Origin of the sequence: Serratia sp. MMO-28 (genome assembly GCF_037199905.1) — a bacterium.
Taxonomy (GTDB): domain Bacteria; phylum Pseudomonadota; class Gammaproteobacteria; order Enterobacterales; family Enterobacteriaceae; genus Chania; species Chania oryzae.
The window spans coordinates 1-21,103 of the sequence record NZ_JBBCVB010000012.1 but is presented as its reverse complement, the minus strand read 5'-3'; the positions used below and the strand labels follow the sequence as shown (position 1 = coordinate 21,103).

At 55.6% G+C, this 21,103-nt stretch carries 22 protein-coding genes; 17 read left to right on the top strand and 5 right to left on the bottom strand.

All coding sequences use genetic code 11. From position 1 onward, the window contains the following. Positions 1–2: 2 nt before the first annotated feature. On the bottom strand, positions 3–1,238 hold the full coding sequence (locus WG891_RS12315) for a FliC/FljB family flagellin (RefSeq protein WP_337262994.1): 1,236 nt from the start codon (positions 1,236–1,238) through the stop codon (positions 3–5). A 277-nt stretch (positions 1,239–1,515) separates the two neighbouring features. Between WG891_RS12315 and fliD the strand changes: the two genes are divergently transcribed. The 4 genes from fliD (at position 1,516) to WG891_RS12295 (ending at position 4,845) form a co-directional block, all read left to right on the top strand. Then, positions 1,516–2,922 carry a flagellar filament capping protein FliD gene (fliD, locus tag WG891_RS12310; protein ID WP_337262993.1) on the top strand — a complete coding sequence of 469 codons (1,407 nt, stop codon included), beginning with the start codon at positions 1,516–1,518 and terminating at the stop codon, positions 2,920–2,922. 25 nt (positions 2,923–2,947) lie between these two features. Then, the gene (gene fliS, locus WG891_RS12305; protein WP_337262992.1) at positions 2,948–3,358 is read left to right on the top strand and encodes a flagellar export chaperone FliS; all 411 of its coding nucleotides are present in this window, start codon (positions 2,948–2,950) and stop codon (positions 3,356–3,358) included. Next, the gene (fliT, locus tag WG891_RS12300; protein ID WP_337262991.1) at positions 3,358–3,720 is read left to right on the top strand and encodes a flagella biosynthesis regulatory protein FliT; all 363 of its coding nucleotides are present in this window, start codon (positions 3,358–3,360) and stop codon (positions 3,718–3,720) included. The genes fliS and fliT overlap by 1 nt, the downstream gene beginning before the upstream one ends. A gap of 309 nt (positions 3,721–4,029) precedes the next feature. Then, complete coding sequence (locus WG891_RS12295; protein WP_337262990.1) at positions 4,030–4,845, top strand: helix-turn-helix transcriptional regulator; 816 nt, start codon at positions 4,030–4,032, stop codon at positions 4,843–4,845. Positions 4,846–6,160: 1,315 nt separating this feature from the next. Here the strand turns inward: WG891_RS12295 and fliE are convergent. Then, positions 6,161–6,475 carry a flagellar hook-basal body complex protein FliE gene (gene fliE / locus WG891_RS12290; RefSeq protein ID WP_337262989.1) on the bottom strand — a complete coding sequence of 105 codons (315 nt, stop codon included), beginning with the start codon at positions 6,473–6,475 and terminating at the stop codon, positions 6,161–6,163. A 257-nt stretch (positions 6,476–6,732) separates the two neighbouring features. On the opposite strand from fliE, the gene fliF reads away from it, so the two are divergent. The 13 genes from fliF (at position 6,733) to fliR (ending at position 17,732) form a co-directional block, all read left to right on the top strand. Next, positions 6,733–8,415, top strand: a complete 1,683-nt coding sequence (gene fliF / locus WG891_RS12285; RefSeq protein ID WP_337262988.1) for a flagellar basal-body MS-ring/collar protein FliF — start codon at positions 6,733–6,735, stop codon at positions 8,413–8,415. Beyond that, positions 8,412–9,404 (top strand): flagellar motor switch protein FliG, encoded by a 993-nt coding sequence (gene fliG / locus WG891_RS12280; RefSeq protein ID WP_337262987.1) that lies wholly within the window; start codon positions 8,412–8,414, stop codon positions 9,402–9,404. Before fliF ends, fliG begins: the two co-directional genes overlap by 4 nt. Then, positions 9,397–10,095 (top strand): flagellar assembly protein FliH, encoded by a 699-nt coding sequence (gene fliH, locus WG891_RS12275; RefSeq protein ID WP_337262986.1) that lies wholly within the window; start codon positions 9,397–9,399, stop codon positions 10,093–10,095. Before fliG ends, fliH begins: the two co-directional genes overlap by 8 nt. Further along, on the top strand, positions 10,095–11,456 hold the full coding sequence (fliI, locus tag WG891_RS12270; protein WP_337262985.1) for a flagellar protein export ATPase FliI: 1,362 nt from the start codon (positions 10,095–10,097) through the stop codon (positions 11,454–11,456). Before fliH ends, fliI begins: the two co-directional genes overlap by 1 nt. Before the next feature lie 18 nt (positions 11,457–11,474). Beyond that, positions 11,475–11,921: a flagellar export protein FliJ gene (fliJ, locus tag WG891_RS12265; RefSeq protein WP_337262984.1), complete on the top strand. Its 447-nt coding sequence runs from the start codon at positions 11,475–11,477 to the stop codon at positions 11,919–11,921. After that, positions 11,918–13,087 (top strand): flagellar hook-length control protein FliK, encoded by a 1,170-nt coding sequence (locus WG891_RS12260; RefSeq protein ID WP_337262983.1) that lies wholly within the window; start codon positions 11,918–11,920, stop codon positions 13,085–13,087. The genes fliJ and WG891_RS12260 overlap by 4 nt, the downstream gene beginning before the upstream one ends. A gap of 170 nt (positions 13,088–13,257) precedes the next feature. Beyond that, the gene (gene fliL / locus WG891_RS12255) at positions 13,258–13,746 is read left to right on the top strand and encodes a flagellar basal body-associated protein FliL (protein ID WP_337262982.1); all 489 of its coding nucleotides are present in this window, start codon (positions 13,258–13,260) and stop codon (positions 13,744–13,746) included. A 6-nt stretch (positions 13,747–13,752) separates the two neighbouring features. Beyond that, entirely contained in the window at positions 13,753–14,757 is a 1,005-nt protein-coding gene (fliM, locus tag WG891_RS12250) for a flagellar motor switch protein FliM (RefSeq protein WP_337262981.1), read from the top strand. After that, the gene (gene fliN / locus WG891_RS12245; protein ID WP_337262980.1) at positions 14,750–15,166 is read left to right on the top strand and encodes a flagellar motor switch protein FliN; all 417 of its coding nucleotides are present in this window, start codon (positions 14,750–14,752) and stop codon (positions 15,164–15,166) included. Before fliM ends, fliN begins: the two co-directional genes overlap by 8 nt. Next, a complete protein-coding gene (gene fliO, locus WG891_RS12240) occupies positions 15,166–15,570 on the top strand; it encodes a flagellar biosynthetic protein FliO (protein WP_337262979.1) in 405 nt (134 codons plus the stop codon). The genes fliN and fliO overlap by 1 nt, the downstream gene beginning before the upstream one ends. Continuing rightward, complete coding sequence (fliP, locus tag WG891_RS12235; RefSeq protein ID WP_337262978.1) at positions 15,567–16,301, top strand: flagellar type III secretion system pore protein FliP; 735 nt, start codon at positions 15,567–15,569, stop codon at positions 16,299–16,301. Before fliO ends, fliP begins: the two co-directional genes overlap by 4 nt. 376 nt (positions 16,302–16,677) lie before the next feature. After that, positions 16,678–16,947, top strand: coding sequence for a flagellar biosynthesis protein FliQ (gene fliQ, locus WG891_RS12230; protein ID WP_337262977.1), 270 nt, complete (start codon positions 16,678–16,680; stop codon positions 16,945–16,947). A 2-nt stretch (positions 16,948–16,949) separates the two neighbouring features. Further along, positions 16,950–17,732, top strand: coding sequence for a flagellar biosynthetic protein FliR (gene fliR / locus WG891_RS12225; protein WP_337262976.1), 783 nt, complete (start codon positions 16,950–16,952; stop codon positions 17,730–17,732). 58 nt (positions 17,733–17,790) lie between these two features. On the opposite strand, the gene flgL is transcribed toward fliR, so the two are convergent. From flgL to WG891_RS12210, 3 genes are all read right to left on the bottom strand, one after another. Beyond that, positions 17,791–18,753: a flagellar hook-associated protein FlgL gene (gene flgL, locus WG891_RS12220; protein ID WP_337262975.1), complete on the bottom strand. Its 963-nt coding sequence runs from the start codon at positions 18,751–18,753 to the stop codon at positions 17,791–17,793. Positions 18,754–18,771: 18 nt separating this feature from the next. Then, positions 18,772–20,424 carry a flagellar hook-associated protein FlgK gene (gene flgK, locus WG891_RS12215; protein WP_337262974.1) on the bottom strand — a complete coding sequence of 551 codons (1,653 nt, stop codon included), beginning with the start codon at positions 20,422–20,424 and terminating at the stop codon, positions 18,772–18,774. Positions 20,425–20,893: 469 nt separating this feature from the next. Then, a partial coding sequence (locus tag WG891_RS12210) for a hypothetical protein (protein ID WP_337262973.1) occupies positions 20,894–21,103 on the bottom strand: 210 nt, incomplete at its 5' end.

The window sequence follows — 21,103 nt, the reverse complement described above, 5'->3', positions numbered from 1 at the left end:
TTTCAGTAATCAGGTTGAAAGGCTGCAGGCCGAATCAACGTCAAACTGTTGGCGCGGCTCATGTTGGACACTTCGGTCGCATAGTCAGCATCCTGAATACGGGACTGGGAAGATGACAGATTGTTCACGGTGCTGTTCAGGTTATTGATCACGGAATCGAAACGGTTCTGTACCGCACCCAGAGAAGAGCGCAGTGAGTCCACCTGTGACAACGCGTTATCCAGCGTCGCCAGCGGATCGGTGGTTTTTGGCTCGGTGGACTGCTGAGCGCCTTTGGTCACTTTACCTGAGGCATCAACAGAAGCTTTGAAGTAAGCGTCGTTACCGTCCGCATCTTTACCTTTGACGATGTAACCGGCTTTACCCGCAGCATCGGTATAGCTATGCAGCGCATCGGTGCCGCTCAAGCCGCTGACGGCGGTGGTGCCCACTTTCACCTGAGTGGCTTCAGCCATTCCAGTGGTTGAGTTAGACGTGGCTGCAGTCGAGTTCCATGTCACTTTACCGTCAGCAGCAACAGTTGCATCATAGATACCGCCGTCGGTTGATTTTACGAAGTAGTTAGTGCCGCCTGAGCCATCATCGGCAGAATACAGTTTGCCATCACTGGTTTTTGGCGTACCGTTAGTATCCGCCTGGATAGCCGGTGCCCCCATCTTGTCGACGTTGGTCAATGCCGTCGCACCCACCTTGCTGGTATCAATCCCATCGGCAACGCTGAATTTATCCAGGCCCAGCGTTGCGGCATTGATATTTTCCAGGTTGATGTCAATGGTTTCACCATCGTTAGCACCCACCTGAATGGTCAGCTTCTGATCGCTGCTCAGCACTTTCACGCCGTTGAAATCGGTCTGTGCGGAGATACGGTTGATTTCGTTCAGACGCTGTGAGATTTCATCCTGGATAGACTGCAAATCACTGGAAGAGTTGGAGCCGTTCTGCGCCTGCACGGTCAAACGACGGATGTTCTGCAGGTTATTGTTCACTTCGTTCAGCGCACCTTCGGTCGTCTGCGCCAGAGAAATACCGTCGTTGGCATTACGGGAAGCCTGGGTCAGCCCCTTGATATTCGCGGTGAAGCGGTTTGAGATCGCCTGACCTGCGGCATCGTCCTTCGCGCTGTTAATACGCAGACCGGAAGACAGACGCTCAATCGCCGTCCCCAGAGAAGATTGAGATTTATTCAGGTTATTCTGCGCCATCAGCGACAGGCTGTTGGTATTAATGACTTGTGCCATAGTGTGCTTTCCTTACGAATCAGTTGCGATATTCGCATTCACAGTTAAAGGGTTCGAGTTTATTTCCCCACGGCGTCAACCACCGTCCCCTCAGGTATCGGCGCTCCCCTGACAACCTTTAGATATTTTTCTCTCTTTTTTACTTTTCGCCAATGGCGCAAATAACGCTGTTTTTCTCTCTTCTACTGCGCCATCGTTTTTTGGATTTTCCCGTAAACTTTTCTGCTACTGAGCCGATAACGCCAAGAATAAGTCATTGACCTTAGGAGAATCACGAATGGCATCGATTAGTTCATTGGGCATCGGTTCAGGGATGGACCTTAATAACTTGCTGGATAAACTGAGTAAAGCAGAACAGCTGCGCCTGACGCCCTATACCACCCAGCAAACCAGCTATAACGCAAAACTGACCGCATACGGCACCTTGAAAGGGGCATTGGAAAAATTCGACAGCCTGAGCAAAGATCTGGCCAAACCTGATTTCTTTAACAACACCACCGCCAGCGCACACGACCAATTCAGCGTCACGACCAACGCTAAATCGGTACCGGGCAACTACAGCATTGATGTGATCCAACTGGCTCAGCCGCAAACCCTGACCTCCAAGGCCGACATCGCGGATCAAACCGCCGCATTGGGGACTCAAGGGGCAGCCGATCGCTCGCTTTCCATCACCGCGGGGAACCCCGCCAAAAGCGTTAACATCCCGCTCAGTGACAATCAAACCTCGCTGGTGGAACTGCGCGATGCGATTAACACTGCCAATGCTGGCGTCAATGCCACCATCATGCGCGTCGGGGACAATGAATATAAGTTGGCAATCAGTTCGTCTACCCCCGGTGAAAACAGCAAGATCACCCTGCAGGTTAATAACGACGATAAGCTGGGTGACGTGCTCAATTACGATCCGGCCAAGGGAGCCGCTAACCCGATGTTTGAATCGGCCAAGGGGCTGGATGCTAAAGTCAAAATCAACGGCACCGAAATTACCCGCAGCACCAACTCTATTGCCGATGCTCTACAGGGGGTAACGCTCGATCTGAAATCCACCACCAAACCTGGGGAGCCGCAAAACCTGATTATTAGTGCGGATAAAAATGGTTCCGCCGATAAAATCAAGAACTGGGTGGATAGCTATAATTCCCTGCTGGACACGTTCAATTCTCTGACGAAATACACTCCGGTCAAAAGTGGTGAAAACCAGAACAGCAAAAACGGCGCGTTACTCGGCGATAACACGCTGCGTGGCATTCAGTCATCGATTAAAAGTGCCCTGAGCGCCGCGCAGGATAACCCTGAACTGAAAGGCTTGGGCAATCTCGGCATTACCACCAACAGCAAAACCGGCAAACTGGAACTCGACAGCGACAAGCTGAAAAAAGCGCTTGATGAAAAACCACAGCAGGTGGCGAACTTTTTTGCCGGTAACGGTAAAGATACCGGCATGGCCACCGAGATCCACAATGAAATACAGAACTACATCAAAGCGGACGGCGTGATTGAAAGTTCAACCAAGAGTATCAACACCAATCTTGACCGTTTGAATACGCAGATCACCCGCGTCAGTGAAAGTATTCAAAGCACCATCGAACGTTACAAACAGCAATTTGTACAACTGGATACCATGATGTCGAAATTGAACGGAACCAGCAATTATTTAATCCAGCAGTTCTCAACTAAATAAGCGCTTTTAAACAGGTAAATATCGCATGTATAACCGTAGCGGAACTCAGGCTTATGCCCAGGTTAGTCTCGAAAGTGGCGTAATGAGTGCTAGCCCGCATCAGTTAATCGTGATGTTATTTGACGGGGCGCTCAGCGCCCTGCTTCGCGCACGTATACTGATGAATCAAGGGAATATCGTTGACAAGGGGCAAGCCATCTCAAAAGCGATTAATATTATCGATAACGGCCTGAAGAACGGGCTTAATCATGAACAGGGCGGAGAAATTGCCGATAATCTTGCCGCATTATATGACTATATGAAACGCCGTCTGATGCAGGCCAATCTGCATAACGATGTGGCAGCTATTGAGGAAGTCACCAAGTTGCTGGAAAACATTGCTGACGCCTGGCGCCAAATTGGCCCGAATTATCAACCTGCACAGGACGTCGTGTAATGGAACAACAACTGTTATCTGCCTACCAACAAATTTACAACCTGAGCAAACAAATGATCGCCCTGGCACAATCCCAGCAATGGGATACCCTGATCGAGCTGGAAATGGCCTACATCAGCGCCGTTGAAAAAACCGGTGACTTCGTTGCTGTCACGGGCTCACCTATGGCATTGCAGGAGATTCTGCACCACTGGCTGCAGCAGATCCTGGACAATGAAGCCGAGTTGAAACGGTTATTACAACTGCGTATGGATGAATTAAGAGTCTTGATTGGGCAATCCACACAACAGAACGTTGTCAACAACACCTACGGTCAATTCTATGACCAAGCACTGTTACTGGGAGAACCGCAACCCAGATGAATCTTAATCGACATTAACTCGTTTAAGCAAGAAATAATACGACATGCTATTATTAGCATGCTGCATAATGAGATCGATATTTAGCATTTGAATAACTCAAATGACATATCGTGCATGAGCCTAAAAATTCACGCATGGCCTTTTTTATGGATAACTCTCCTCCCGATATGGATATTTTCTGTTCAACAGGAAATTGACTTGTGCCCCATATTTTACTGAATAGTTACCCAAGGCAGATGGAAAAATGTTGCCCCCGCGCAACGCAAAGCGTAAAGATATTCTCAGATCACGACTATGAAATGAATATCAATGGCACGCATAATTAATCTTTATCCCGGAATCGGTGCATCGGCACACCTCATTCAGCATTCTGAACTGCTCCTTACGTCCCTCTATTTTGAATACACTCACCTGTATCTGATACAGCAAGGCCAGACACGCGTGCGGTGGCAACAAGGGGATGCGGTGGCACATGCCGGTGAATTGCTGATCGTCAACAGCGGCCAGACGGTGGATATTATCAACACCCCTGCGGACAATGGCACCTTCAGTTGCCAACTGCTGATTTGCGATCCTCTGCTGTTCAGTACCCTGTTCTGTGCGGTTGATCCCCCACCGCCTGCACCATTCAGTGGTGTCTTGGCATTAAACACCTTGCCTGGCGCGTTTTTGCACAGCTTTGAAGCCACAGCCCAAGCTCTGACGCTCGACACACGTCTCCCACCGGCCATTACCCGTCACAAGATGCGCGAGATCCTGATCTGGCTGGCCCACCTGGGCATCCGTTTTGCACCAAACGAGATCACACGCCTGACGCAACGCGTGCGTCACTGCCTGGCTACCGATCCACACAGTATCTGGACAGCCGCAAAAGTGGCAGAGAGTTTATCGATGAGTGAAGTGATGTTGCGCCGTAAGCTGTCGGCGGAAAATATCGCCTTGCGCGATCTGATGATCGACGTGCGCATGAGCAGCGCGCTCGCCTTGTTGCAGGCCACTGACTGGCCTATTTCCGCTATTGCGCAGCATGTGGGTTACGAAAGCTCGTCACGTTTTGCCGAACGTTTCCGTAAAAGATTTGGCTTTGCCCCCACGGCAATACGCGGGCATCAACGGATGATGTAAATCTGCCATCTTCCTATCCACTGCAGGGCCAGGAAAAGTAAACCGCAGAACACATGGGGGTCGGAGCTAAAACCGCAGGTTATCGATCCAAATATCAGGCAGAGTGGCCACCTCAGGTGGCCCCGGGTGTTAGCTGGATTTAACCAATATAATTGTCAATATGATTAACGCAATCAGCATAATAAAGCTGAAAAAACGCCACCTCGTCTCACTTTTCGAACTCATTATATTACCTGCATCAAGATATTAAAAACACGTTTAATCATTTCCCGCTGGCTAATTATAGCCCTGCGGCCCCTATAAAAACAGACATCTATCACGTAAAACCTTATTTGCTCTCCTAAAAAATACGCTTCACAATGGTTTCATTGAAAACAGAAACCACAGACAGATAATTGAAATAGCGTTAAATCTGCCAATAACCCCTTGGCAAGAACCTGAGATCTCAAACGGATTGTGTGAACATTCACGTAGAAGAGAGAGGAAAATCAACCATAACGCGCCTGCTCGACAGCTAATAAACCAATACCTCTTCATTTTCACCAACAAGATTTCCCTAAAGGAATAATCTGTGAAAAAAGGTGCTTTTTGGATACTATTTATGGGATGGCGATCTCGCATCCGTAAGTGTTCCAGCCCCAGCCAAGGCAGCGCTACTGCCAGCATTGTGGTAAAAACCCGCCTATTCTCTAGGCAAGAATTCTGATTGCCCTCTCCCAGCAATCTCATCACATACATATCTTTAATGTTTTAATCTTAGAGTTAGTTTAATTATATATATTAATCTTAAATTTAAATAACAGTAATCATCATATTTGTGAAATTAAAATTAAGACAAAACCCTATAAAAAATAAGAATAAAATTATTTTGCGCCGATTCAATTGACAGCCAAGTCAATTCGCTCAAATATTAGATTCCCTAATCTATTATCACGGAGAGCGGTAAGATGGAGTTTTTGGTGGCATCCCTGATGGCCTTGTGTGTGTTTTCATTCAGGAAACATTCTAATATCATTGACGCGAAAAAAATTGGGGTCTCGCGCAAGAAACATCGGCGACGTTCAAGACACAGAGCTTCATTAATTTATTAATCAGTACATTGAGCATCGATATCATCCCTAAATAAAAGTTTTAAAATTTTATTCATCGTTCCCTGAGCTTAGTAGAACCGATACCGGCTCAGAGTATGCAAAGCAGGTGATATCTGTCATCTTTCGCGTTGCAAGCAGAGTTGTTGTTGCAACCGCTTGCTAACCCGAGCGCCAGGGAATACGTTTGATTATTGTTCAATTAGCGCTATTTTGACGCTTTTCGGCTACACCGGCATGTTCATAATCTCTTGGTAAGCAGCTACCAGCTTATTACGCACCTGTACGCCCAATTGCAGCGAAACCGACGATTTCTGCAAGTCGACCATCACGTCATTCAGGCTGCTACCCGGCACACCTAAAGCGAAATCCTGCGCCTGCTGGCGCGCGCTCTGCTGGGTGGCGCTGATTTTACCGAGCGCAGCCTGCAACTCACTGGCAAAGCTGGCATCTTGCACCGAATGGCCGGGTGCCACACCGCCAGCCTGTAGCGCCGTGGCCTGCAACTGCTGCACTACCCCTTCAATACCCTGAATTGCCATGGGACCCCATTTCATTTACGCCGTACATTTTCCGATGCTGTACAACCTACCACAGCATTTTCCGTTTAAAGCGCTTAATTAGCTGCAAAAGACCCGGCTTATCGAGCCATCACTCTGGGCCTCGAGCGCAAATAATGGCGTGTCCAAAAACGGCAATCCCTTTTGTGAGCCCGTAAAGAACTGTGTATCAGGGAGTCAGTTTTGTTACTACACATCGCTAGTTGTCATACCAAGAACCGGCCAGGCAAGGGGCCAGCATGAGTGCCTCGACCAACGCCAGCGAACCTCAGCATAGCGGCCTTCAGGCTATGTGGAGCCGCCTGCGTGCCAACCCGAAAATGCCACTGCTGATCGCCGCCTCTGCGGCAATCGCCATCGTGGTAGCGCTGCTGTTATGGGTGAAAAGCCCGAATTATCAGGTGCTGTATAGCAATCTCAGCGATCGCGACGGCGGGGCCATCGTCACGCAACTGACGCAGATGAATATCCCCTACCGCTTTACCGAGAACGGTTCTGCGCTGCTGATCCCGGCCGAGAAAGTGCACGAAACCCGCTTGCGCCTGGCCCAACAGGGGTTGCCAAAAGGCGGTGCCGTCGGGTTCGAATTGCTCGATCAGGAAAAGTTCGGCATCAGCCAGTTCAGCGAACAGATCAACTATCAGCGCGCGTTGGAAGGTGAACTGTCACGTACCATCGAGTCATTGGGGCCGGTGCAAAATGCCCGCGTACACCTGGCACTGCCGAAGCCTTCGCTGTTCGTGCGCGAACAAAAGCCACCTTCTGCTTCGGTGACCCTGGCTCTGCAAACTGGCCGCGCGCTGGATGATGGCCAGATCAATGCCATCGTGTATATGGTTGCCAGCAGCGTTGCCGGCTTGCCCCCTGCCAACGTGACCATCGTCGATCAGGCTGGCCGTCTGCTGACCCAGTCCGACGGCAGCGGGCGCGATCTCAATGCAGCACAGCTGAAGTATGCCAACGAGGTGGAAAACCGCTATCAACACCGGATCGAAGCCATCATTGCGCCAATCGTCGGCAGCGCCAATGTGCGTGCTCAGGTTACCGCACAGATTGATTTTGCCACCCGCGAACAAACCGACGAGCAGTACCAGCCAAATCAGACCCCCGATAAATCTGCGGTGCGCTCACGGCAGTTCAGCCAGAGCGAGCAGCTTGGCGGGCAACAGATTGGCGGCGTACCAGGGGCCCTTTCCAATCAGCCCAGTGCACCGGCAACGGCACCGATCGAAACGCCTAAGCCTGCAGCCACGGCCGCGCCCTCGAATACGCCAGCCAGCGTCAATACCAGCACGGCAAGTGCTAACAGCCACCTGCCGCAGAATACCCGCCGTGATGAAACCACCAACTATGAGGTGGATCGCACCATCCGCCATACCCAGCAGAAGGCGGGAGCGGTAGAGCGCCTGTCGGTGGCCGTGGTGATCAATACGCTGGGTACGGATAAAGACGGCAAGCCGGTGCCCATGAGCAAAGAGCAGTTGGCGCAGGTGGAGGCGCTGGTGCGTGAAGCGATGGGCTATTCCAGCAGCCGTGGCGATACGCTGAACGTGGTGAATACGCCATTCAACGACGTGGAACCCGGCGGCAGCGAACTGCCGTTCTGGCAGTCCCAGGCGTTTATCGACCAGCTATTGAATGCGGGCCGTTATCTGCTGGTGCTGCTGGTGGCCTGGCTACTGTGGCGCAAACTGGTGCGCCCACAGCTGCAAAATCGCCAGGTGACCCTTGCCGCCGTCCAGGCGCCGGTCAGCCCGCAGGCCGACGTGAACCACCCCAGCCACGAGGAGCTGGCGCTGCGTAAAAAATCTCAGCAGCGCGTCAGTACCGAAGTCCAGAATCAACGGATCCGCGATCTGGCCGATAAGGATCCGCGCGTGGTCGCTCTGGTGATCCGCCAATGGATGAGTAACGAACTATGAGCCTGACAGGTACCGAAAAGAGCGCCATCATGCTGATGACGCTGGGCGAAGACCGTGCCGCCGAGGTGTTCAAACACCTCTCCTCCCGTGAAGTGCAGCAACTGAGCGGCACTATGGCCACAATGCGCCAGGTATCACACAAACAGCTGGGGCAACTCCTCACCGAGTTTGAAGATGATGCCGAACAGTTTGCTGCCCTGAGCGTTAACGCCAATGACTACCTGCGCTCAGTGCTGATCAAAGCGCTGGGGGAAGAGCGTGCGGCCAGCCTGCTGGAAGACATTCTCGAATCGCGCGAAACCACCTCCGGTATGGAAACGCTCAACTTTATGGAGCCGCAGAGTGCCGCCGATCTGATCCGCGATGAACATCCGCAGATCATCGCCACCATTCTGGTGCACCTGAAGCGCGGCCAGGCGGCGGATATTCTGGCACAGTTCGACGAGCGCCTGCGCAATGACGTGATGCTGCGGATCGCCACCTTCGGCGGTGTGCAACCCACCGCACTGGCGGAACTGACCGAAGTGCTGAACAACCTGCTGGATGGGCAAAACCTCAAGCGCAGCAAAATGGGCGGAGTCCGCACCGCCGCTGAAATCATCAATCTGATGAAGACCCAGCAGGAAGAGGCGGTAATGGGAGCCATGCGCGAATACGACGGCGAACTGGCGCAGAAGATTATCGACGAGATGTTCCTGTTCGAAAACCTGGTCGACGTGGACGATCGCAGCATTCAGCGTCTGTTGCAGGAAGTGGAAAACGAATCGCTGCTGATCGCCCTGAAGGGGGCCGAACAACCGCTGCGCGAGAAGTTCCTCAAGAACATGTCACAACGCGCCGCAGACATCCTGCGCGACGATCTGGCCAACCGTGGCCCGGTGCGCCTGTCGCAGGTGGAGAACGAACAGAAAGCGATTCTGCTGATCGTACGCCGCTTGGCGGAAAGCGGCGAAATGATCATCGGCGGCGGCGAGGACACCTATGTCTGATCGTCTCAACACCCTGCCCTGGCAACGCTGGTCCCCCAAGGATCTGGCCGCTCCCGCGCCATTACCTGAAGCGGAATTGCCGCCGGAAATGGAACTTATACCGCTGGATGACAGCGTTGACGAGCAACAACGGCTGGAGATGCTGCGCCAACAGGCGCAGCGGCAAGGCCAGCAGTTGGGTTATAACGAAGGCCAGCAAAAAGGCTACGCAGCCGGTTTTCAGGCCGGGCTGGAAGAAGGCCGCCAGCAGGGCATCCTCGAGGGCCAACAGCAGCAACAGCCGTTAACGGAACAATGGAAACAGTTGATCGCCGAGTTTCAGCACACGCTGGATGCGCTGGATAGCGTGATTAGCTCACGCCTGATGCAACTGGCCTTAACCGCCGCCAAACAGGTGATCGGCCAGCCGCCGGTCTGCGACGGCACCGCCCTGCTCGCCCAGATCCAGCAGTTGATCCAGCAGGAGCCGATGTTCAGCGGCAAGCCGCAGCTACGCGTGCATCCCGATGATTACCCCAAGGTGGAACAACAGCTTGGCGTAACGCTCAGCCTGCATGGCTGGCGTTTGCTGGCCGATGGTCAGCTGCACCCTGGCGGTTGCAAGGTCAGCGCCGACGAAGGCGATCTGGATGCCAGCCTGGCAACACGCTGGCATGAGCTCTGCCGCCTGGCCGCTCCGGGAGAAGTGTAATGACCGTGCGCCTTGGCCGCTGGCTGAACGCGCTGGACGCGTTGGAAAAGAGTATTGTCCGCGCCCCAACGGTGCGCCGCTATGGTCGGCTGGTCCGCGCCACCGGCCTGGTGCTGGAAGCCACCGGGCTGCAACTGCCGCTGGGGGCAACCTGCCTGATCGAACGCCATGATGCCGGTGCCATACAGGAAGTGGAAAGTGAAGTGGTCGGGTTTAACGGCCAGCGGCTGTTCCTGATGCCGCTGGAAGAGGTTGACGGCATCGTCCCCGGCGCTCGCGTTTATGCCCGCACCGCAGCGGAAGGGCAAAGCGCCAGTAAACAGCTGCCCCTCGGCCCGGCGCTACTGGGCCGGGTGTTAGACGGTGGCGCCAAACCGCTCGACGGCCTGCCGCCGCCAGACACCGGCTACCGGGCTCAACTTATCACCGCCCCGTTCAACCCGCTGCAACGTACGCCGATTGAGCAGGTGCTCGACGTTGGCGTGCGCACCATCAACGGTTTACTCACCGTCGGGCGCGGCCAGCGCATGGGGCTGTTCGCCGGTTCTGGCGTCGGCAAGAGCGTGTTGCTTGGTATGATGGCGCGCTATACCCAGGCCGACGTGATTGTCGTCGGCCTGATCGGCGAACGTGGCCGTGAGGTAAAAGATTTTATCGAAAACATCCTGGGCCCCGAGGGCCGGGCCCGCTCGGTGGTGATCGCCGCACCGGCCGACGTCTCCCCGTTGCTGCGCATGCAGGGGGCCGCCTATGCCACCCGAATCGCCGAAGACTTCCGCGATCGCGGTCAGCATGTGCTGCTGATTATGGACTCCCTCACGCGCTATGCCATGGCACAGCGTGAGATCGCGTTGGCGATCGGCGAGCCACCGGCCACCAAAGGTTATCCCCCGTCGGTCTTTGCCAAGTTGCCAGCGCTGGTGGAGCGCGCCGGTAACGGCATCAGCGGCGGCGGTTCGATTACCGCTTTCTACACGGTGCTGACCGAAGGCGACGACCAGCAAGACCCGATTGCCGATTCGGCCCGGGCCATTCTTGACGGCCACGTGGTGTTATCGCGGCGCTTGGCGGAGGCCGGGCACTATCCCGCCATCGATATCGAAGCCTCAATCAGCCGGGCGATGACGTCGTTGATCGATGAAGAACATTACCGCCGGGTACGGCAATTCAAGCAGATGCTGGCCAGTTACCAGCGTAACCGCGATCTGATCAGCGTCGGAGCCTATGCCGCAGGCAGCGATCCCTTGCTGGATCGCGCCATAACGCTGTATCCCCAGATGGAAACCTATCTGCAGCAGGGCATCTTTGAACGCAGCGGTTACGACGATGCCTGCCAGCAATTACAACAACTGATCGTTTAACCAAGGAGCGTGAGCGCGATGAAAACACCATCACCTCTGATTATTCTGCGCGATCTGGCGCAGGATGCGGTGGAACAGGCCGCACAGCAACTCGGGCAGGCACGCCAGGCACAACAGGCGGCAGAACAGCAGCTCAGCATGCTGCTCAACTATCAGGATGAATACCGCCACAAACTGAATACCACCCTGTGCGATGGCATGGGTTCTGCCCGCTGGCAGAATTATCAGCAGTTTATCGGCACGCTTGAGCAGGCGATTGATCAACACCGTCATCAACTGTTGCAGTGGAATGAGAAGGTGAGCCACGCCGTCCGGCTCTGGCAGGATAAACAGCAGCGGCTGAACGCCTTCGACACCCTGCATACGCGCGCCTTGAGTGCTGAGCAGGTGCTGGAGAACAAGCGGGATCAAAAACTGATGGATGAATTCGCACAACGCAGCGCACAAAGGAACCTGACCCAATGAATCTGAATCTTCTGTCTGGTCTGCTGGCAGCGAGCGATAACCTGGCGACCGGGGAAGCCGCTGTGCCGCTGAGCGATAGCGAGCTGTCTTCGGCCTTTGCACAACTGCTCGGTGCGCGCTTTACACCCGCCGGGAAACCAAACGGCAAGCTCACGACGGCACAGTTACAGGCCGCGATGCCGGAGGCCCCCGCGCTGAGCCACCACCCACTCAGCCCGCAGCTGGAAAAAGCCGGGTTATTGGGCCTGGCAAAACCGCAGGAGGTGTTGCTTGACGCCAGCACTCTGGCTGATCAAACAGCGCCCTCGTTAGCGGAAAAGCCGGATGAAAGCCCATCCGCTCCCCTGCAGGCCCTGTTCGCTATGCTGCCCGCCGTACAAACACCACGGCCCAACGGTTCAGAAACGCTGGCTGATGCACGCGATGCAAAGAGCACAGATTTGCTGAGCGTGCAGAGCGATAAGCCCAGTGAACCTGCGCCAAGCGTAGCCCAGCAGAAACCACAGGCTGCCCTCACCGATAAAACCCCGCTGGCGGCGAAAACCGACACCGCCACGCTCATCCCCGATAGCACCGCCGGGCGCGCGGTTCCCCCCGGCAAACTCACCGTCGAGCCAGCGCAACCGGTAGCGACGGCTGGCCATGGCACCCCAACCGCGGTTGCCAGCCCGCTACCCCCTGCGGCGGCGTTCAACACGACGGCAAGCGCAGCACTAACGCCACAATTACAGGCACCGCTCGGCAGCCCAGAATGGCAACAGGCGCTGGGCCAACAGGTGCTGATGTTCCAGCGCAACGGCCAGCACAACGCTGAACTGCGCCTGCATCCGCAGGAATTGGGTGCACTGCAGATCACGCTAAAGCTCGACGACAATCAGGCACAGTTACATATTGCCTCGGCACACGGCCAGGTGCGTTCGGCAGTGGAAGCCGCGCTGCCCCAGTTGCGGCAGGCGCTGGCGGAAAGCGGTATCAACCTGGGGCAGAGCAGCGTCGGTAGCGAATCGCTGCCGCAACAATCGCCGCAGCAGCACTCACAGGGCGGTGGGCAACCTGGGTATCGCGAACAACCGGGTCATTCGGAATCTCCGCTGGAAAACCTTACTCCCCCGGCCACCTTGCACGCTATGGCCCGTGCGGTCGATGGCGTTGATATTTTCGCCTAAACGCCCGGTCTGACACACTTTTTCCCGCCTATTCTGGCTATTGCCCAGCAGGATAAGCGGGATAATCCCGTCATAGGTCATACGTGCGGCTTTTGCACAGGATACCCGAAGAACTCCACACGATGGCGATGTGAGAAACTCAGGGTATACAACAGGAATGAAATTACGTCATGTCTGAGAACTCCCTTCCAGCAGTAGCGAAAAAGCGCTCGTTTCTGGTGATCCTACTGGTGCTGCTCGCCCTCGGTGCCAGTGGGGCCGCAGGCTACGCTTGGTGGCTGATGCAACAACCGAAAGACGGTGAGTCTGCCGCGGCGGCGGAAAAACAGCCCCCGGCTGCACCGGTGTTTATGCCGCTCGACACCTTTACCGTCAATCTGGTGACGCCGGATAACAACCCTGAGCGCGTGCTGTATATCGGCCTGACGTTGCGCTTGCCCGATGAAGCCACGCGCCGCCAGTTAAACGACTTTCTGCCGGAAGTGCGCAGCCGCCTGCTGATGCTGCTGTCACGCCAGGAAGCCAGCCATCTGGCCAGCGAGGAAGGCAAACATCAACTGGTAGTGCAGATCAAAGAAGCCCTCGGCGCGCCGCTGGTCAGCGGGCAACCTAAGCCGGTGATCAGCGACGTGCTGTTCACTGCCTTCATACTGCGGTAATCCTCGATGGGCGACAATATTCTTTCACAGGCCGAGATCGACGCCTTACTCAACGGTGAAGCCGAAGGGGATCAGCCCGCTGCAGCCAAGGGCAGCGAGAGTGAGATCAAACCTTACGATCCCAATACCCAGCGGCGCGTGGTGCGGGAAAGGCTGCAGGCGTTAGAGATCATCAACGAGCGTTTTGCCCGGCAGTTCCGCATGGGGTTATTCAACCTGCTGCGCCGCAGCCCGGATATCACCGTCGGCCCGATCAAGATCCAGCCGTACCATGAGTTTGCCCGTAATCTGCCAGTGCCGACCAACCTGAATCTGGTGCATCTGAACCCGCTGCGCGGCACGGCGCTGTTCGTGTTTGCCCCAAGCCTGGTGTTTATCGCCGTCGATAACCTGTTCGGCGGTGATGGCCGTTTCCCCACCAAAGTGGAAGGGCGGGAATTCACCCCCACCGAACAACGGGTGATCAAACGCATGCTGCGCCTGGCGCTGGATGCCTACGGTGATGCCTGGAGCGCCATCTACAAGCTCGACGTGGAGTACGTGCGCGCCGAAATGCAGGTCAAATTCACCAATATCACCACCTCGCCGAACGATATCGTGGTCACCACGCCGTTCCAGGTGGAGATTGGCGCACTGAGTGGTGAATTCAATATCTGTATCCCGTTTGCCATGATCGAACCCCTGCGGGAACTGCTGACCAACCCACCGCTGGAGAATTCACGCCAGGAAGACAGCCATTGGCGAGAAACGCTGGTGAAACAGGTTCAGCACTCGGAGCTGGAGCTGATTGCCAACTTTGTCGATATCCCTTTGCGTTTGTCAAAAGTGCTGAAACTGCAGCCGGGCGATGTGTTACCGATCGATAAACCGGAGCGCCTGATCGCCCACGTCGACGGCGTGCCGGTGCTCACCAGCCAATACGGCACCCTGAACGGGCAATACGCCCTGCGCGTTGAACATCTGATTAACCCTATTTTGCATGCTCTGAGTGAGGAACAGCCCAATGAGTGATCCTAAACAACCGTCTGGCGAACAACCGGGATCCGTAGACGATCTGTGGGCTGATGCGTTTAACGAGCAACAGGCCGCAGAGCCCGGCAGCGCGACCACCGAAGGCGTATTCAAATCGTTAGAAGCACAGGAGGCGCTCGGCAGCCTGCAGGATATCGATCTGATTCTGGATATTCCGGTCAAGCTGACCGTGGAACTGGGCCGCACCAAAATGACCATCAAAGAACTGCTGCGTTTATCGCAGGGTTCCGTGGTGGCGCTGGACGGCCTGGCCGGTGAGCCGCTGGATATCCTGATCAACGGCTATCTGATCGCTCAAGGCGAAGTGGTGGTGGTCGCCGATAAGTTCGGCGTGCGTATCACCGACATCATCACCCCTTCCGAGCGCATGCGCCGCCTGAGCCGCTGATGAACGCCCACGCCGCCGTGCCCACCCAAAGCACTCAGCAGCAGCCGGCCGCCGCGCTGCCTACCGGCTCAACGCTGATGCAGGTCAGCAGCGCGCTCGGCGCAATTTTGCTGCTGATTGTGCTCGCAGGCTGGCTGTTCCGCCGCCTGGGGTTTGCGCCCCACGCGCACGGCAATAAATTGCTCAACCTGAAAGCCAGTTGCCAGGTGGGGCAACGTGAACGGGTGGTGGTGGTTGAGGTGGATAACACCTGGCTGGTGCTGGGGGTCACCGCTCAGCAGATCACCCCGCTGCATACCCTGCCAGCGCCGCCCAAAGACAGCACGGCAGAAGACAACGTACCGCCCGCGGATTTCCGCCAGATTATGCAAAACGTGCTGAAACGCCCGGGGAAATCGGTATGAACCCCTTCCCACTGCTTGCCGCGGCTTTGTTGTTACTCAGCCCTGCCGCTTCTGCCCAGTTACCTGGCCTGATCAGCCAACCTTTGGCCAACGGCGGCCAAAGCTGGTCGTTGCCGGTGCAAACCCTGGTGTTGCTGACCTCTCTCAGCTTCCTGCCCGCCATACTGCTGATGATGACCAGCTTCACCCGGATCATTATCGTGCTGGGGCTGCTGCGTAACGCGCTGGGTACTCCTTCCGCCCCGCCGAATCAGGTGATGCTGGGGCTGGCGCTGTTTCTGACCTTCTTCATCATGTCGCCGGTATTCGATAAGGTCTATCAGGATGCTTATCTGCCATTTAGCCAAGATAAGATCAGTATGGAAGTGGCGGTCGATAAGGGCTCGCAGCCGTTACGTGAATTTATGCTGCGTCAGACGCGGGAAACCGATCTGGCGCTGTACGCCAAGTTAGCTAACCTGCCACCGCTGGCCGGGCCGGAGGCGGTGCCAATGCGTATCCTGTTGCCCGCCTATGTCACCAGCGAGCTGAAAACTGCTTTCCAGATTGGCTTCACCGTGTTTATTCCGTTTCTGATTATCGATCTGGTGGTCGCCAGCGTGCTGATGGCGCTGGGGATGATGATGGTGCCACCCGCGACAATCTCATTACCCTTCAAGCTGATGCTGTTTGTGCTGGTCGACGGCTGGCAGTTGCTGCTGGGATCGCTGGCGCAGAGCTTTTATGGCTAAGCCGGCGCCCCCCCTCACCCCGGCCCTCTCCCACAGGGAGAGGGGGCGCTCTGTTCAGCATTGTGGTGGGGGTTTTAACCAGGCTCCCCCAAGACGGCTGACCAATTCCCCCTCCTTCGGGGAGAGGGTAGGGTGAGGGGGAACCCAGAGCACCGGGCTAAAGCCCTCACCCGGCACTCCCAACAGGAAGAGAAGACGTTCTGTTCAGCATTGTGGTGGGGTTTTAACCAGGCTACCCCAAGGCGGCTGACCAGTCCCCTCTCCCTCGGGGAGAGGGTTAGGGTGAGGGGTTAGCAAAGGGCTGCAGAATTATGCAATCTGGCGCTCAACTGACCGGCACTTCATAAAACGGGGATTTTCATAGTGGAGGATAACGATGACACCTGAATCCGTAATGGCACTCGGCACCGAGGCAATGAAAGTCGCTCTGGCGCTGGCCGCCCCGCTGCTGCTGGCGGCGTTGATCAGCGGCCTGGTGGTCAGCCTGTTGCAGGCCGCCACGCAGATTAACGAAATGACGCTGTCTTTTATTCCCAAGATCCTGTCCGTGGTCGCCACCATCATTATTGCCGGGCCGTGGATGCTGAATCTGCTGCTGGATTACATGCGCCTGCTGTTCAGCAATCTGCCGAACCTGATTGGCTGACCATGCTCACTTTCGACAGCGCACAGCTCAGCGTCTGGCTCAGCCAGTATTTCTGGCCGCTGCTGCGCGTGCTGGCGCTGATCGCCACCGCGCCGTTATTCAGTGAAAAACAGATCGGCAAACGGGTCAAAATCGGCCTCGCCGGGCTGATCGTATTGCTGATCGCCCCTACGCTCCCCAGCAGCACCGTCGCCATTTTTTCCACCAGCGGCCTGTGGCTGGCGGTTCAGCAGGTGCTGATTGGCGTGGCACTCGGGCTGACCATGCAGTTCGCCTTTGCCGCCGTGCGCCTGGCCGGTGAGGTGATCGGCATGCAGATGGGCCTGTCGTTCGCCACCTTCTTCGATCCTGCCGGTGGCCCCAACACGCCGATCCTGGCTCGCTTGCTGAACCTGCTGGCCATGCTGCTGTTCCTGAGTTTTGATGGCCACCTGTGGCTGATTTCCCTCTTGGCAGACAGCTTTTACACGCTGCCGATCCAGGCGCAGCCGCTGAATGGCAACGGTTTTTTGGCGCTCACTCAGGCAGGTTCGCTGATTTTTATCAACGGTATGATGCTGGCGCTACCGCTGATCTGCCTGCTGCTGACGCTGAATCTGGCGCTCGGTTTGCTCAACCGCGTCACCCCGCAGCTTTCGGTGTTCGTCATCGGTTTTCCGGTCACCATGACCATCGGCATTCTCACCATCGGTATGATGATGCCGATGCTGGCTCCGTTCTGTGAACATCTGTTTGGCGAGTTTTTTGAGCGGCTGGCGCAGGTGATTGGCGAGATGAAACAGTAAAAAAGGATACGGCACCGGGTTGTGTAGGAAGAAGTGCCGTACCAAAACGAAAACGCAATTAACGATTGATCTGGAACAACGACATCCCCTGCATATCGCTGAAGGTTTTATACGATGCCTGTAACGCCGCCTGCTGCATGTAGTACGTCGAGATCGCCTCCACCACATCGGCGTCAACCAGCGCGCTCAGTTGGTTCTGATGATAGGTATTGCTTTCAATACCGATACTGTCCAACACGTCCAGCTCCTGCAGTTGGGTGCCCAGTACCGCACTGGTGCTCAGCACATTGTTATAGCTGTTATCCAGGCCACGCGCGGCCTTATCCAGCGCGGCCGTGACCTGTTCACGGGTGGCTTCGTCAGCGCCCTGTAATGGGGTTTTCAGGGCATTGAGCGCCATATCAATGCTGTTAAACACATTGGCTTCTGAAGGGCTGCCGTCCGGCTCGGGTTTGATATTGCTGGTTAACGCCATAAAGATCCCGTTACCGTTATGGCCGATGACCATAGTGCGGTTAGCATCAACCTTCTGTTCGATCGGTGAATGGCTGCCCCGATACGTCACCGCGCCCCCCTGCTCTGTAAACGGCGGTTGATCGTTGGCGTAACCGGCAAAAATATAGCGGCCATTGCCATCGGTACTGTTCGCCTGGCTCAGCAACTGATCTTTCAACCCCTGCAACCGGGTGGCCAGTGAATCACGATCGTTGTCGCTGAGCGTACCGTCGCCGGCGTTGACGATCAGCGTTTTCATATCTTTGATGCCGTCTGCCGCGCTGCGCAGCACGGTTTCTTCCAATGAAATATTCTGGCGGGCGAAAGTTCGCGCCAGCGCATACTGGCTATTTTCGGAGATCGCCTGAGAGAGCATCACCGCCTGTGATGCCGCTAACGGATCGTCCGACGGCGTCAGAACCCGCTTGCCGCTGGAGAGCTGTTGCCCGGCCTGCATCCACAGTGACTGGTTGTTGGTGACCCCCGACAGGTTCTGTTGGTAGATCATACTGGTGCTCATGCGCATGGTGTCGTTTCCTCAAAATCAACGAATATTCAGCAAGGCGTCAAACAGGGCGCTAGCGGTCTGGATCACCTGCGCATTCGCCATGTAATACTGCTGAAAACGCAGCAGTTCACCGTATTCCTCATCCAGATTGACCCCGGAAATAGATTGCTGCTGGGCTTCCAGCTGTTTGACGATATTGCCCTGCGAGACATTGTTGCTCTTGGCCACTGCGGTCTGGCTACCCACGCTGCTTACCAACCCGGCATAGGCACCGCTCAGCGTCGCTTTGCCTTCCACCACCTTTTGGGTTTGCAGATCGAGCAGCTTCTTAGCGTTATCGTTATCGCCTTTACCGCCGTTTTCTGCTCCCGCTGCCGCCAGTTGCGCCGAGTCATTAATCGCCACTTTCAGGCTGCCCGCCACATCGCTGACCGGTTTGATGGTGAAGCTGTCGTTCTTTTGCGCGCTGCCGCTAATGCCGATCTGCAAGCCGTCAAAGCTTAACGTCGGTTTGCCATCGGCATCGGTTCCCGCCGTGGCAGGCACCTTGACGTTGTCAGCAAGGCGCGTCACCTGCCAGTTGCTGCCGTCAAATTCCATACGGTAATCGCTGGCTTTAACGTTGCTGGTGTCGGTAAACGCCACCGATAAAGAAGCATCCCCAGTGTTGTGCATATTATTGACTGCGCGGCCGCCCGAGAAACTGAAGAAATCCTCGCCCGGTTCGCCGTTGATATCAAAGCCCGCCCGGTGCTGCTGGTTGAAGCTGTCCGCCAGAGCCAACGCAATCTGCCCTAGCTGATTGCGGGCGCTATCCAGCGATTCACTGCGGAATTTCAACACCCCGCTGACGCTGCCGCTGGCGATCTGGCTTTCAGGAATTTCACTGATACCGTTGCCGCGGTTGTAGCCCAGCGTCAAACGCGCAGAATCGGTGCTCGAAGGCACTGCGGCAACCTGATATGTCGTGCTGCCCTGCACCAGCGTCAGGCCATTGGCAAAGCTAACGGTGTAGGCATCACCATCCTGCTGAGTAACCTGTACGCCGACGATTTTGTTCAGTTCGGTGACCAGTTGATCGCGCTGATCCAGCAGCGCATTGGGTTCAGCACCGCCGCTGCTGGCGCGCAACTGGGTGATTTCGTCATTCAGCCTGGCGATCTGCTGGCTGTAGTTATTGATCTGTATGGCGCTGTCGCTCAGTTGCTGATTAACGCCCGACGCCATATCGCGCAGGTATTTGTCGGCATTATTGAACTGATTCACCAGCCCGTTGGCTTTACCCAGCACGGTCTGACGCGCGGCATCATCACCGGCATTGCTGACCACGTTCTGCAGGCTTTTGAAAAAATCCTCCATGCCGGTCGCCAAGGTGTTGGTTTTGTCCGCCAGCAGGTTGTCGATCTGCGAGATTTTTTCAAAATAGCTGTTCTGGGCCGCGCCCTGGCTTTGTGCGCCACGCAGTTGCGTCATGATGAACTGGTTGTATTCACGGTTAACGCTGGTCACGGTCGCCCCGTTACCGATAAAGCCGTTCATGGTACCGAGGCCACCGTTTTGCGCCAGAATCGCTGTCTGGCGGTTGTAGCCAGCCACATTGTAGTTGGAGATGTTGTTACTGACGGTGCTGAGCGCCACCTGCGCCGCATTCAGGCCACTCATCGCGGTATTGATTAAGCTGTTGGACATGGGGGTTCCTTATGCTGCGCCCGCTGGATTCAATGATTCTGCTGAGCGCTGCCGCTCAGCCTGTATGGGTTATCGGCGTTAAAGGCAAAAACTTGAGGGGATCCTGATCTCAAGGTTGTCGCTTAAACACCGCGTTTTCGTCTATGTAAGCAAGGTGTAATGCGAATTGCCGTAAACAGAGCGCAATTCTATGAAACGACAGTGAACGGCAATTGCAGGGCCCAAGGCGGGGCCCTGCACCCGCGCCAACGCTTAACATGGCCTGCCCGCTGCGCGGGTTCCTTCGCTGCGCCCCCGTCGCCGGGCGGGTCGGCTCAATTCACATCCCTGTTCATATCGCCTCAACCGGCCATCCATGGCCGGTTGCCCCTGGCAACGGTGTCTTGCTCAGCAGGCCATGATGCGCTCAACGTCAACACCCGAATTTGTGATCACCGGGCAACATCAACATGGGTGTTGATAAAAGAACTTAAAACAATGAAATCGGTGAGGTGAGCACCGGTGTTGACGCCATTGAGGGCGCTGAACGCAGACGCAGCGCATAGGCGAACGCGCCAAGGACGGTGCGTTCAGGCGAGACAGGCAGGGATAATGAGATGGACGCTCCTACCACGGCATCGCAATGTGCCACAATTTGAGTGTCTAATCTCAACAGCAGGAGCGTCCAAATGAAAGTATC